Source organism: bacterium (assembly GCA_030685015.1).
Lineage (GTDB): Bacteria > CAIWAD01 > CAIWAD01 > CAIWAD01 > CAIWAD01 > CAIWAD01.
The window spans coordinates 1-13,102 of the sequence record JAUXWS010000077.1; the positions used below are offsets into that span (position 1 = coordinate 1).

General features: G+C 69.3%; 10 protein-coding genes. 7 read left to right on the forward strand and 3 right to left on the reverse strand.

All coding sequences use genetic code 11. The features are described from left to right. Both Q8O14_11345 and Q8O14_11350 read left to right on the forward strand, forming a co-directional pair. Positions 1 to 300 (forward strand): group II intron reverse transcriptase/maturase (locus Q8O14_11345; GenBank protein MDP2361325.1); only part of this gene is annotated, 300 nt, incomplete at its 5' end. 225 nt (positions 301 to 525) lie between these two features. Then, a complete protein-coding gene (locus Q8O14_11350) occupies positions 526 to 1,107 on the forward strand; it encodes a hypothetical protein (protein ID MDP2361326.1) in 582 nt (193 codons plus the stop codon). 63 nt (positions 1,108 to 1,170) lie between these two features. On the opposite strand, the gene Q8O14_11355 is transcribed toward Q8O14_11350, so the two are convergent. The 3 genes from Q8O14_11355 to Q8O14_11365 are packed head-to-tail and all read right to left on the reverse strand — an operon-like array spanning position 1,171 to position 6,909. Further along, positions 1,171 to 2,868, reverse strand: coding sequence for an ATP-binding protein (locus Q8O14_11355; protein ID MDP2361327.1), 1,698 nt, complete (start codon positions 2,866 to 2,868; stop codon positions 1,171 to 1,173). Beyond that, positions 2,825 to 6,259, reverse strand: coding sequence for a serine/threonine-protein kinase (locus tag Q8O14_11360; protein MDP2361328.1), 3,435 nt, complete (start codon positions 6,257 to 6,259; stop codon positions 2,825 to 2,827). Before Q8O14_11360 ends, Q8O14_11355 begins: the two co-directional genes overlap by 44 nt. After that, positions 6,256 to 6,909: a protein phosphatase 2C domain-containing protein gene (locus Q8O14_11365; GenBank protein ID MDP2361329.1), complete on the reverse strand. Its 654-nt coding sequence runs from the start codon at positions 6,907 to 6,909 to the stop codon at positions 6,256 to 6,258. Before Q8O14_11365 ends, Q8O14_11360 begins: the two co-directional genes overlap by 4 nt. A 315-nt stretch (positions 6,910 to 7,224) precedes the next feature. On the opposite strand from Q8O14_11365, the gene Q8O14_11370 reads away from it, so the two are divergent. From Q8O14_11370 to Q8O14_11390, 5 genes are read left to right on the forward strand one after another with little or no spacing between them, the layout of a single operon-like run. Then, entirely contained in the window at positions 7,225 to 8,349 is a 1,125-nt protein-coding gene (locus Q8O14_11370) for an NAD(P) transhydrogenase subunit alpha (protein ID MDP2361330.1), read from the forward strand. Between the two features lie 8 nt (positions 8,350 to 8,357). Further along, positions 8,358 to 8,657: an NAD(P) transhydrogenase subunit alpha gene (locus tag Q8O14_11375; GenBank protein MDP2361331.1), complete on the forward strand. Its 300-nt coding sequence runs from the start codon at positions 8,358 to 8,360 to the stop codon at positions 8,655 to 8,657. After that, positions 8,654 to 10,039 (forward strand): NAD(P)(+) transhydrogenase (Re/Si-specific) subunit beta, encoded by a 1,386-nt coding sequence (locus Q8O14_11380; GenBank protein ID MDP2361332.1) that lies wholly within the window; start codon positions 8,654 to 8,656, stop codon positions 10,037 to 10,039. Before Q8O14_11375 ends, Q8O14_11380 begins: the two co-directional genes overlap by 4 nt. Then, the gene (locus Q8O14_11385) at positions 10,036 to 12,471 is read left to right on the forward strand and encodes a PAS domain-containing protein (GenBank protein ID MDP2361333.1); all 2,436 of its coding nucleotides are present in this window, start codon (positions 10,036 to 10,038) and stop codon (positions 12,469 to 12,471) included. Before Q8O14_11380 ends, Q8O14_11385 begins: the two co-directional genes overlap by 4 nt. Next, complete coding sequence (locus Q8O14_11390) at positions 12,468 to 12,884, forward strand: DUF309 domain-containing protein (protein ID MDP2361334.1); 417 nt, start codon at positions 12,468 to 12,470, stop codon at positions 12,882 to 12,884. Before Q8O14_11385 ends, Q8O14_11390 begins: the two co-directional genes overlap by 4 nt. Positions 12,885 to 13,102 lie beyond the last annotated feature (218 nt).

Genomic DNA, 13,102 nt, shown 5'->3' on the forward strand with positions numbered 1-13,102 from the left:
GAGGTGGACCGGGAACGGGAAGGCCGGGGCCACGCCTTCATCCGCTGCGCGGACGACTGCAACGTCCATGTGCGAAGCCGTCGGGCCGGGGAACGGGTGATGGGCTGGCTGCGGGAGCTGTTCACGGGGCTGCATCTAAAGGTGAACGAGGCCAAGAGCGCGGTGGATCTGGCGACACGCCGCAAGGTGCTGGGCTACAGCTTCTGGCTGGGACCCGGCGGAGTGGTGAAGCGCCGGGTGGCCAAGAAAGCCCAGGACAAGCTGAAGGAGCGGGTGCGTCACACGACTCGGCGCATTTGAACCGCCCGGTGCGGACCCGCAGGCCGGTTGGTGTGGCAGGGGATGCCGGGGATTCCCCGGCACCCCTATGCCGATTTTCAGAAAATGCGCTCCGCGCGTTTTTTCTCTGTGTTAGCTCTTTGACACACACCTCTCTTTGTGTAAACTCAGGTCGTTCCGCCGGGGACGTGTCCCCTGGAACGCGCAGCTGTAACCGAACCATCCACCCAAAAGGACGAGGTGCCAATGAAGCGCTTCCTGCCTCTTTTCGCGGCCGGGCTGGGTCTCCTACTGGCTTTCGGCTGCTCCCAGGACAGCCGACCACCCGAATCTGGAGGGCGTCTGCTCTCGCGGGATCAGGTGCGTCTGCTCAGTCCGGCTGACTTTGCCGGCAAGGATCGCGTGATCGACGCGATGGGAGATTTCACCCTCCAGGTGCTGCCGGGTGAGGCCTCCGTGGTTGAGGGAGAGGCTTTCCGTCTGGTCGCCCCGGCTGGCGCCGTCAGCCAGCCTGTCACCATCCACGCCCAGTGGCTGGGCGGTGACGGCACGGGCGAGATCGGCTTCAATTTCACGCCGGAAGGCCAGGAGTTCCTGCTTCCCCTGCACTTCGAGCTGACCCTGCCCCTCCAGCCGGCCGACCTGCCGGCCGGGGACGAGCTGATGGTCCTCTACGATCGCGAGGATGGCTGGTACGAGGTCATCTCCAACGAGGTGCACTGGCTGAGCGTGGATGAGAAGGCCACGATGTTGGCCCGCCTGGAGCACTTCACCAAGTACCTCATCGCCACGGGACCGCCGCCGGATCCGGATCCGGACAACAACTGATCCCATGTTCCGCCCGCCTCTGTGAGACATGAGCCCCGGCCCCGCGGCCGGGGCTTTTCATGGCTAATGCGGCAAGGGCAGCAGGATGCGGAAGGCGGTGCCCCGCCCGGGGCGGCTCTGCACCTGGATGAGACCCTGGTGCGCCTCCACCACCTGGCGGACCAGAGGCATGCCCAGGCCCGTGCCCCCTTCGCCCTTGGTGGTGAAATAGGGCTCCCAGATGCGGGCCAGCACGGCCTCCTCCATGCCGCAACCGTTGTCCTCCACCACCAGGAGCAGATGCTGGCCGACCAGCCGCGTGCGGCACTGCACCCAGCCGCCGCCGCAAGCCTCCACGGCGTGGGCGGAGTTGATGAGCAGATTGAGCAGCATCTGTTGCAGCTGCTCGGCATCGGCCTTGATCTGGGGCAGGTGGGGCATCACGTCGAGCCGGATGCGAAGGGTGCCGCGGTCCTCGGACTCCGGCTCGGGGCCGCCCACGCTCAGGTCGAAGCGCTTGATCTTGCCACCCAGATCCTTGAGCAGGCTGACCGTGCCCGCCGCCAGGGCGTTGAGGTCCACGTCCCCCAACTGGCGCTGGGGCGGACGCGAGAGGTCGCTCAGGGTGCGGGCGATGCGCTCGATGCGGCCCGCCATCTCCTCGACGATCTGCAGGTCGGGATCCACATCCTCCTGGACGGAGGGCCGTTCGCGCAGGGTCATGCGCGCCAGCTGGACATGCCCGCTCAGGGGCGCCAGCGCGTTGCGGATCTCATGGGCGATGGATCCGGCCGTGCGGCTGACCATGGCGAACTTCTCACTCTCGAGCAGCTCCTGCTGCATGCGCACCTCGGCCGTGACGTCGGACAGGATGAGGCCCCAGACCTGCTCGCTGCCGTCGGGGAAGGAGAGGGGGAAGGGCCGACACCGCAAGTGGCGGTTCTCCACCGCCCAGTCCGCGCTGCGCTCGTGGCGATCCATGCGGCTTTGCAGGAAGCGGCCGAAGGAGGACTCCAGCCTCCAGCCGGCCGGCGCCGCCGGGTCGGGCTCGACGATGGAGAGCATGCTCAAATCCCGGTGGAAGGGTTGGTTGGCAAACTGCAGGCGGAACTGCCGATCGTAGATGATGAGGGCGCTGGGCAGCGAGTCGACGATGCGCAGGTGGAGGCGCTCGAAGTTGTCATAGCGCAGCTGTTGGGCCTGTTCGGTGCGCCGCAGCTGGAGTTGCGTCAAGGTGAGGGAGCACAGCTCGCAGAAACCGTCCAGCAGCACGAGGATGTGCTCGCTGTAGAGGGTCGTGACCGAGCTGTCCACGTAGAGGGCGCCCACGACCTGCCCCTGGCGGCGCAAGGGTGCGCAGAGGCTGCTCTTCAGGTCGAAATCGATGATGGAGCGGGCCTGGGCCAGTTCCTCCAATTGCGAAAGGTTGGAGGAGCGCAGGGGCTGGCCGCTTTCCAGGACGCGCCGGATGATGGAGTGGGAGGCCTGGGTCTCCGGCCGGTCCAGGGTGAAGCCGTCGCGGTCGACGCCCAGGGTGAAGAGCAGCTCCCCATCCTCGTCCAGTTCGACGATGGCGCCACGCTGGGCTCCCGCCAGGCGGATGGCCTGGTGCAGGAGGAAGTGCAGGGCTTCGCGCGGCGTGGTGCAGGTGTTCAGCTCGCGGGCCAGCCCCAGGACCAGGTCCAGTTCGCGCCGGGTGAAGCGCTCCTGGCGGCGGGAAAGATCCTCGGCCCGGCTCTCAAGCTCCTGTAGCGCGGCCAACTGATCCAGCAGTGCGGCCATCATCCCTCCTATCGAGTTCATCCAGTCGGGCCAGGCATTCACCCGCCCTCTCCAGCATGACACGCAACCAGGGCGAGGAGGCCACCCGCTCCTGCCAGGCGGGTGACAGGTCCATGGCGAGGGACTCCAGCAGGCGCACGGCGCGTCCCAGCCGGATGCCGGCGGCGGACCAATCCTCGCGGCGGGCGGCCGATTCGCCCTCGTGGGAAAGCAGGCGGATCTCGTGCAGGCGGTGGATCTCCCGCACTTCGCGCAGACAGGGCGCCCATTCGGCGAGCCAGGGCAGCCGTCCCTCCAGCAAGCGCAGGGCGAGGCGCACGCCGTCCAGGCGCGGTTCCAGCCCCAACAAGGTGCTCAGCAGGTCGGCGGAGGCTGTTTCCCTCCCCGCGGCCAGGGCCCGGAGGGACGCGGGCGTATTGGCCGGCAGCCCGGCCGCACCGGTCGGCGACGCATCGAAAGCCGCCAGCAGGGCCCATTGCCGACTGGCGGCCTTGTCGCGCCCGGCATCGATCTCCTGGAGGCGGGCGAGGTGGCTGCGGGTCGGCTCGATCCCCAGGTCCCAAGCGAGACAGAGCAGGTTCTTGAGTGAATCCAACTCCTCGTCCGGCATTTGCAGGGCGCGGGCCAGGTCCAGCTCGCGCTCCCAGGTGGCCTCGGCGCTCTCCAGGTCCCCCAGGGCGGCCCAGGCTTCGCCCAGATGATCGAGGATGGCCAGTTCCGTCTGCATGACCTGCAGCTCCCGGGCCTGGACCAGGGCGGGCTCCAGCTCCCGGACGGCCTGGTCGGCGGCGCCCCGCTTCAGCTGCACCAAAGCCAGGTTGACGCGGGCCATCAGCTCGTAGCGGTCCAGGTGGAAGAGGGCCGCCTCCCGGCCGGCCTGCTCCAGCTCGGTGCGGGCCTGCTCCAGGCGGCCAGCCTGCAAGTGGATGACACCCAGGTTGTTGGCCAGCCAAATCCGCTGCTGGATCTGGAGGATCTGCCGGCCCGGCCGGCTGAGGTGGGTCCAGAGGCGGGCCGCCAACTCCGGTGAACCCAGGTTGAATGCCGCCACTGCCGCCTGATGGATGGCGTGGGCGATGCCGGGTCCGCCGGCGGGATCCGCCTCCAGCAACAAGGGGGCCGCCGCCGTCAGCCGCGCGTTGGCCTCGGCGGCCCGGCCAATGCCCTGCAGCAGCTCGATCGCCTGCACCTCGAGGGCCAGACGGGACTTGTCCTCCCGGGCGAGTCGGCGGCCATGCTCCACCAGGCGCCAGGCCAGGCGGCGGCGCTGGCCGAGCCGCCAGGCGTGCGCCAGGCGGAGGACCAGCGAGGTGGAGCGCTCGGCGGAATCGGCGCCGGACTCCCGCAGAAGAGCCTTGAGGAGCTGGGCCGCCTCGGCGGCGCGGTCCTGTTCAAGGAGGGCGGTGGCCAGGTCCGACTGCAGGTCGCTCCGTTGTTCGGCCGGCAACAAGGGAAGCAGTTCGGTGATCAGCTGGATCTTTCGCTGCGGATTGATCAGGCCGCGGGCGCGCCGCAGGATCTGGTGCGCCATGTGGGGATCGGCCCGGCCCAGATCCGCCCGGGAGAGGAGGAGGAGGCCCAATTCGGCCGGCGGATCCGGGCGGCGCCAGAGGTCCTGGAGCAGGTCGAGGGTCGCCTGGCCCAACACATCCTCGTCCAGGCTCCCGATCAGACCGGCCCGGGGCACGAGCTGGCCATCGCCGCGGTCGCGCAGCCAGCCGGCGCCCTCCAGCATCTCCAGCTCGTCCTCGCGTCCCTGGCGGACCAGATCCTGCCAGCAGCCGATGGGGGCCGGCTCAACCCAGGCGCAGGCCCGCAGCAGGGCGTGGCGCAGCTTGCCATCCAGGGCGGCCAGATCCGCACCGCGCAGGTCCTCGCCCCGGGGTGGCCGGATCTCCGTCAGCCGCCACATCCCATCCGCGGGAGCCAGACTGCCTTCGCTGATGCAGCGGGCCACCAGGGGTGCGATCCGCTCGCCGTCGCCGGCCGACAAGCGGTCCAGGACGTCGATGGCGGCATCCTCCAGCGTGATGCCGGGCGTGGGGTGGCGCAGCCAGGCGCGCCACTGGCCACTCTGCGGAGGATCCAGCCGGTGCGTCTCGCCCAGGTCCAGGCCCGGCTCCGGGGCGCCATCCAGCTGCAGGACGACGAGGGGACGGTGCTGGCGTCGGCAGGTCTCCACCAGCAAGGGAAGCTGGCGTGCGTCAGGATCCCCGGGCGGCACGATCCAGCACAGGCCCTGGCGCGGCCGCTCCAGCTGGTCGTCCAGGAAGCCCAGCAACTGCCTCAGGATGTCGGGATCCGTCGTTCGGCGCGCCACGGCGCGGGCCAGCTCCGGATAGTGCGCCAGGAGTCCGCCCTCGTCCGCCCGGCAGGCCAGCCAGTCAAGCAGGGTCTGGCCGGGGACGCGCTCCACCTTCAGCATGGGCAGAGGCAGGCCCGCCTCCAGCAGCAAGTGATCCAGGCGGACGCGCCACTGCCCCGCTTGGCCGCTGCGCAGGAGAACCAGCTTCCCCTCCGACAGGCACTTCAGCACCTGGTCGAGCTGGGTCGGATCCCAGCTGCCCGGCCCACGGCGCGGCACAAGCAGCGCGGCCCGCTGGCGCGGCAGCTTCGGCAGCAGGCTGTCCAGGGCCTCCTGCGGGGAGGGCCGCCGGGCCGGATCGGCCTGCAGACAGCGCAGGGAGAGGGGGAAGAGAGGGTGCCCGGCCCCGGGACCGGGATCCTGCGGCCGTCCGGACAGGATCTGCGACAGGGCCGCGTCGGGGTCGTCCGGGAAGGGCGGCCGGCCCGTGATCAGTTGGAAGAGGAGGGCGCCCAGGGAGAACATGTCGGAGCGGGGATGGGGCAGGCCCTGGGCCAGGATCTCCGGCGGCATGACCTGGAAGGTGCCGGAGCGCCGGGCCACCCGGTCGTCATTGGCCCGGGCCAAGCCCAGGTCGAGCAGGGAGGCGCGGCTGCCCGACAGGAGGAGATTGGCCGGCCCGAGATCCCCGTGGATCCAGCCGTGTTCGGCCAACTCGGTCAGGCCCTGCAGCACCTGGACGGCGATCCACGCCACATCGTCGGGGTCCAGGCAGCGGCTGGTCTCCTCCAGGGCCGACATGGGTCGGCCCGGTCGCCGCTCGATGACCAGGCGGGCGGGGCGCTGGGCGCTGCCCGGATCGTGCTCCACCAATTCAGGGAAGACGGGGGAGCGCAGGGCCAGCAAGAGGCGGGCCTCCTTGAGGAAGCCATGCCCACCCGCCGCTCCGGGGCGGGCCTCCTTCAGCACGACCTCGCGGCCGGTCCAGCGGTCCAGCGCGGCGTGGACGATGGCGCTGGACCCTTCGGCCAGCTGCTGCAGCCCCGTATAGCGCAAGTTTTCGCCGTCCCGGCCGGGGGAGTTCATGCCTCGGTCTCCGGATTGATCCACACCAGACTCAGGTTGTCCTCCGCCCCGCGGCTGAGTGCCTCCTCCATGAGCAGGCCGGGAATGTCGTCGTCCCCGGTGGCGGACTGCAGCAGCTGGTCCAGGACCGTGGCCTCGATCCCGGCCTGGACGAAACCGTCGCTGCAGAGCAGCAAGCGGTCCCCCGCCTCCAGCCGCAGCTCCACGCAGCACAGCTGGTCGTGCTGGGGGGCGCCCAGGGCGTGGCTGAGCAGATTGGGCTGTTCAACGCTGACGTGATGGTCCGTGCTCAGTTGCCGGAAGCAGCCACCCGACACCAGGTAGGCGCGGCTGTCGCCCACGTGGTAGAGCCGCCCTATCTGTCCGTCGAGGGCCAGGCCCGTGAAGGTGGTGGCCACCCGCCGCTCGCGCAGTTCGGCCTGAAGGCGGCCCAGGCAGCCCGCCAGCTCCAGCTGGACCCGCTGCAGGCTGGGCGGCCAGGCGGCGCTCAGGCAGCGCTCGTCGTGCAGGCAGAGCTGGATGAAGGCGTCGGCGGCGCGGCGGGCGGCCCGGTCGCCGTGTCGCATGCCACCCATGCCGTCGCAGAGGGCACAGGCCAGGCGCCCATCGCGAAATTCGCCTGCGGCCCAGTCCTCTGATTGTCGACGCACCCGACCGGGGTGCAAGCTTATGTGAAATCCAGGAGCCAGGAACCTCTCCTTCCCCGGGTGTGTCCGTGGCCGCACGATGAGGGCGGCGAAGTCGAACCAAGCGTTGATGAACAAAAGGATCAATCCATGCTTGGCTGGTGCGTCGCGAAGTCCGGGCGCCCAAGTCCGCGTCTTATCGGCAGATGGAGGGCCTGAATCGCGTTGCCGGGGGAAGTCGGGCGGCGAGTTGGGTCTTCGGGCCGCACCGCGTATTTTGAACCCCGTTCCACCTCGGAAGCGTCACGCGGAGATGCCGCGCCACACACAGGAGACGCCATGACCATTTGTGTTCCCGTCGAGGGTCGGGCGCAGGAGCGCCGCGCCCCCTTGCTGCCCGTGCACGTGCGCCAGCTGGTCGAACTGGGCGCCACCCTCGAGGTGGAGAGCGGCCTGGGCGCCGGCCTGGGCATTGCGGACGAGGACTACCGTCTGGCCGGTGCCACAATCGGATCCAGCCGTGCCGAGCTGCTGGCCCGGGCCGGGCTGGTCCTCCGACTGGGCAAGCCGCCCCGGGAAGACGTGGCGGCCCTCGCCCCGGGCACCGTCCACATCAGCTACCTGGACCCCTTCCGCGACCGCGCCCTGCTGCAGGCCATGGCGGAGAGGGGCCTCAGCGCCGTCTGCATGGAGATGATTCCGCGCACGACCCTGGCCCAGAAGATGGACGCCCTGAGCAGCCAGGCCAGCCTGGCCGGCTACGCCGCCGTCCTGCTGGCCGCCTTCCGGCTCAACCGCATCCTGCCCATGATGATGACCCCGGCGGGCACCATCACGCCGGCCAAGGTTTTCATCATCGGGGCCGGCGTGGCCGGACTCCAGGCCATCGCCACCGCCCGCCGGCTGGGGGCCCGCGTCGAGGCCTTCGACACCCGGCCGGTGGTGCGCGAGCAGGTGGAGAGCCTGGGCGGCCGCTTCGTCGAGATCGACCTGGGTGAGACGGGCCAGACCAAGGACGGCTATGCCCGCGAGCTGACGCCGGAGCAGGTGGAGCTGCAGCGCAAGGCCATGGCCCGCCACTGCGCGCAGGCGGACATCGTCATCACCACCGCCCAGGTCTTCGGTCGTTCCGCCCCCCGCCTGTTGACCCTGGACATGGTGCGCGGCATGAAGCCGGGCAGCGTGGTGGTGGACATGGCGGTGGAGACGGGCGGCAACGTGGAGGGATCGGTCGCCGGAGAGGAAGTGGACCTGGACGGCGTGCTCATCCTGGGACCGGACAACCTGCCCGGCCAGGTGGCCCTGCACGCCACCCAGATGTACGGGTCCAACCTGTTGGCCTTCATCGAGCATTTCTGGGACAAGGATAGCCGGACCCTGCGCCTGGACCGGGAGGACGAGATCATGCGCGGCGCGCTGGTCTGCCACGGCGGCGCCGTCGTCCACGAAGCACTCAAAGCCTAGGAGGAGCCATGGACCTGCACACGATGGTCTACCTGATCTTCATTCTGTTGCTCTCGATCTTCCTGGGCTTCGAGCTGATCTCCAAGGTCCCCTCGACGCTGCACACGCCGCTCATGAGCGGTTCCAACGCCATCTCGGGCATCACCGTGGTGGGCGCCCTGCTCTCCGCCGGCTACGGGGGCAGCGACGTCCTCACCGTCGCCCTGGGCGCCCTGGCCGCCTTCTTCGCCATGATCAACGTGGTGGGCGGCTATCTGGTCACGGACCGCATGCTGTCCATGTTCCGCAGCAAGGGAGGCCGGTCGTGAGCCTGGAGTTCCTCATCAACCTGGCCTACGCCATCGCCGCCCTGCTCTTTGCCTTCGGCATCAAGATGCTGGCCTCGCCCACCACCGCCCGGCGGGGCAACGCCGTCAGCGCCGTGGGCATGGCCCTGGCCGTGGGCGCCACCCTGCTCGACCCGGCCATTGGCCGCTGGACCTGGATCATCGTGGGCCTGGCGGGCGGCGCCGTGGTGGGTGTCACCGCCGCCCGCACGGTGTCGATGACCGGCATGCCGGAAATGGTGGCCCTCCTGAATGGCTTCGGCGGCATCGCCAGCCTGATGGTGGCCTGGGCCGAATATGCGCGGGCCATGTCCAGCCAGACGGTCTTCGGCCTTTACCAATCCGTCACGGTGGCGATCGCGGCCCTGATCGGCGGCGTCACCTTCTCGGGGTCGCTCATCGCCTGGGCCAAGCTCAAAGAGGTGATGTCGGGGCGCCCCATCATCTTCAGCGGACAGCAGGCCGTCAACGGCCTGCTCATCCTCGCCATCCTGGGCGCCGCCCTGCTCTTCGCGCTGGATCCCCCGGGCGCCCACCTCTGGCTGATCGTGCTTCTCGCCCTCTCCCTGGTCCTGGGCGTGATGGCCGTCATCCCCATCGGCGGGGCCGACATGCCCGTCGTCATCTCGCTGCTCAATAGCTATTCCGGATTGGCGGCCTGCGCGGCGGGCTTCATCATCAGCAACAACGTGCTCATCGTGGCCGGCGCGCTGGTGGGCGCCAGCGGCATCGTGCTCACCGTCATCATGTGCAAGGCAATGAACCGCAGCCTGGCCAACGTGCTCTTCAGCGGCTTCGGCGCCGTTGTCCAGGGCGCCGCCAAGGCCAGCGGCGAGGTGAAGGCCCTCACGCCCGCGGACGCCTACATCCTGCTCGAAGCGGCCCAGAGCGTGGCCTTCGTGCCCGGCTACGGACTGGCCGTGGCCCAGGCCCAGCACGCCGTGCGGGAGCTGGGCGAGCTGCTGGAGAAGAACGGCTGCGAGGTGCGCTACGCCATCCATCCGGTGGCCGGCCGCATGCCCGGCCACATGAACGTGCTGCTGGCCGAGGCCAATGTCCCCTACGAGCAGCTAGTGGAGATGGAGGCGATCAACCCCTTGATGGAGACCGTGGACGTGGCGGTGGTGATCGGCGCCAACGACGTGGTCAACCCCGCCGCCCTGGACGACCCGGGCAGCCCCATCTACGGGATGCCCATCATCGAGGTGCACCGGGCCCGCACGGTCTTCGTGTTGAAGCGCTCCATGGCGGCCGGCTTCGCCGGCATCGACAACCCCTTGTTCTACGGGCAGAACACGCGCATGGTCTTCGGGGATGCCAAGGCGACCATCACCAAGCTCGTGGCCGAGTTCAAGAGCGAATGATGAAGGGTGACGGTCCACCCTCCGGGGAGAACCTGCAAGAGCTTCGCCAGCGGGTCAACCACTGGGAGGAGCTGTTGCGCCGGCGTTTCCAGCTGGCGGGATTGGGGACCGTCTTTGAAGCCCTGGACGGATTGGACCAGCAGTCGACGCGGCACCTGCAGGAGCTGGGCGATTCCATCCCCACCCCCCTTTTCTTCAAGGACAGCCAGGGCGCCATCGCCTTCTGCAACCAGGCCCTGGCCGATTTGCTGGGCCTGCCACTGGAGCAGATCGTGGGCCGGCCTCTCCTTGATTTCCTGCCTGCCGAGGTGGCGGCGGGCCTCGAGGAGAGCGGCCGCCTCCTCGCCGTCACCGGTCTGCCGCTGGACCAGGATCTCCGCCAGAGCCAGCCCGATGGCCGGCGGGACCTGCATGTCCACGGCCAGCCCCCTCATGGCTCCCATGGCCGCGTGCTGGGGCTGGTGGGCACCGTGCTGGACAACAGCCTGCAGCACCAGGCCCTGGCCGCCCTGCGCGGCAGCGAGTCCCGCTACCGGGGCCTCTTCGAGTCCGCGCAGGACGCCATCTTCATCATGAAGGACGAGCGTTTCGTGGAGAGCAACCCGGCGGCGGCCCGCATCTTCGGCCGGGAGGCGAGCGACCTGGCGGGCCTTCGTCCCATGGAGCTGTCCCCCCAATTCCAGCCAGATGGACGGCCCAGTACCGACAAGGCCCGCGAGAAGATCGGCCAGGCCCTGGCTGGAGAACGCCAGTTCTTCGAGTGGGTCCACCTGCGGGCGGACGGCACCCCCTTCGACGCCGAGGTCAGCCTCTCCCCGCTGGACCTGGAGAGTGGCCGGCACCTGCTCGCCATCGTGCGCGACACCACCCAGCGCAAGCAGACCGAGGCGGCCCTGCGCTCTTCAGAGGAGTTCAGCCGCGGCATCATCCAGCACGCCCCCATGGGTGTGATGTACGTGGACATCGATGGCGTCCTCGTCTATGAGAATCCCGCCATGGAGCGCATGATGGGCGTGCCCAAGGGCGCCAGCTCCCAGGTGCTGGGCCGTTCCCTGGCCGAACTGCCGGGGCTGGCCCACGTGCCGGTGGGCGAACTCCTGCAGCGGGTGGGACGGGGGGAGGTCATCCGCAACCTGGATGTGGACTACACCTCCGTCTACGGCCTGCGCAGCCAGTTGCAGGTGCAGATGGCCCCCCACGCCGACGCCGGGGGGCGGGTGATCGGGGCCATCCTCCTCATCCAGGACGTGACGGAATTGCGCAGCCTGGAACAGCAACTGCGCCAAGCGCAGAAACTGGACGCCATCGGCAGCCTGGCCGGCGGCATCGCCCACGACTTCAACAACCTGCTCACTGGCGTGAGCGGCAACGCCGAGCTGGCCCTCCAGCACCTGGAGGACGCGGTCCTGGTGCGCCGCTGCCTGCTGGAGCAGCTATCCATCACCCAGCGGGCGGCGGAGCTGACGCGCCGCCTGCTCACCTTCAGCCGCCAACAGGAGTCGGCGCCGCGCCCCATCCTCCTGAATCGATTGTTGGAGGATCTGGAGATGATGCTGCGGCGGCTGATCGGGGAGGCCGTGACGCTGGATTGGCAAGCGGCGCCGGGCCTCTGGGCCATCCGGGCCGACCCCGCCCAGATCGAGCAGGTGGTGGTCAACCTCGTGGTCAACGCCCGGGATGCCATGCCCGATGGCGGACGGCTCAGCCTGCGTGTGGACAATCAGGAGTTGAGTCCCTCCCAGGCCAACCGCCTGTTGGATCTGGCACCCGGTCCCCATGTCGTGCTGGAGGTGGCGGACACGGGCTGCGGCATCGAGGAGAGCGTGCGCGGCCGCATCTTCGAGCCCTTCTTCACGACCAAGGAGATGAGCAAGGGCACGGGCCTGGGCCTCTCCATCGTCTACGCCATTGTCAAGAAGTGCGGTGGCGACATCGCGGTGGATTCGCAGCCCGGCCTGGGCAGCAGTTTCCGGCTCTACTTTCCCTCCATCGGCCCCCTGCTGGCGAAACCGATGGAAGCGCCGGCCGGACAGGGACCGCTGGTCCGCGGCGAAGGCCGGATCCTGGTGATCGAGGATGAGGACGCCGTGCGCGAATTGTCGGTGCGCCTGCTGGAGCACTGCGGCTACGAGGTGGTGGCCGCCGCCGACGGTTGCGCCGCCCTGGCCCTGGCTGAATCCGGCATGGCTCCGGTGGATCTCATCTTCAGCGACGTGATCATGCCCGGCATGAGCGGTCCCGCCGCGGTGCGCCGCCTTCTGGAGCACTGGCCCAGCGCGCGCGTCCTGTTCTGCAGCGGCTACACGGACGGCGAGTTGAGCCGCCATGATCTGGGCCCCGCCTTGGGAGCCGGCCTGCTCAACAAGCCCTTCACCATGGAAAGCCTGAGCCGGCGCATCCGCCATGTCCTTGACGGCGACGGACAACCATGAACGGCGGCCAGTCGCCCGCGTCGACAGGGCATCCAGCGCCGGAGGAAGCTGACGAGTACCGCCGCCTGGCGGCCAAGGGTCTGGCGCGGGCCTGCGCCGGCCGCTTTTTCGCCGCCCATGAGAGCTGGGAAGCATTGTGGCTGCGCCTTCACGGCGACGAGCGGGTGTGGATCCAGGCCTTGTTGCAGGCCGACGTGGCCTTGCACCATGCCGCCGCCGGCAACATGGCGGGCGCCGCCAGTCTGCGGGAAAAGGCGCGCGTCAAGCTGGCCCGCCTGGCATCCGACGAGTTCCGGCTGCCGGTCTGGGCACAGGATTTGGGCTTGCCGGAGGTGGTCGACCTGCTGGATCGGCTGCTGGCGTGGCAACCGGGGGAGGGGGGCGTGGCGCCCCCGCTCTTCGGCCCCCCCTGAGTGATTGGCCTCCCAGTGATGCCTTTCATCCCGGCGGAAGCTGGGATCCTGTCCATCCCTTCGGCAGCATCTTGCGGCGCACGCGCCACCTTCCCACCTTTCTTCTGGCGAGAAGAAAGGTGGCGCCAAAGAAGCGCTCTCCAAGACCTCACCGGCCCTGACCAGCCCGCCTCACAGCGGGCGTCGGACAGAGGGCGCGTCAGGTGAATGAACATCCC

Bases quoted from the DNA above. Each gene is read 5' to 3' on its own strand.
- Q8O14_11370 (MDP2361330.1), top strand. From the start codon at position 7,225: ATGACCATTTGTGTTCCCGTCGAGGGTCGGGCGCAGGAGCGCCGCGCC.
- Q8O14_11360 (MDP2361328.1), bottom strand. From the start codon at position 6,259: ATGAACTCCCCCGGCCGGGACGGCGAAAACTTGCGCTATACGGGGCTG.
- Q8O14_11375 (MDP2361331.1), top strand. From the start codon at position 8,358: ATGGACCTGCACACGATGGTCTACCTGATCTTCATTCTGTTGCTCTCG.
- Q8O14_11390 (MDP2361334.1), top strand. From the start codon at position 12,468: ATGAACGGCGGCCAGTCGCCCGCGTCGACAGGGCATCCAGCGCCGGAG.
- Q8O14_11350 (MDP2361326.1), top strand. From the start codon at position 526: ATGAAGCGCTTCCTGCCTCTTTTCGCGGCCGGGCTGGGTCTCCTACTG.
- Q8O14_11385 (MDP2361333.1), top strand. From the start codon at position 10,036: ATGATGAAGGGTGACGGTCCACCCTCCGGGGAGAACCTGCAAGAGCTT.
- Q8O14_11355 (MDP2361327.1), bottom strand. From the start codon at position 2,868: ATGGCCGCACTGCTGGATCAGTTGGCCGCGCTACAGGAGCTTGAGAGC.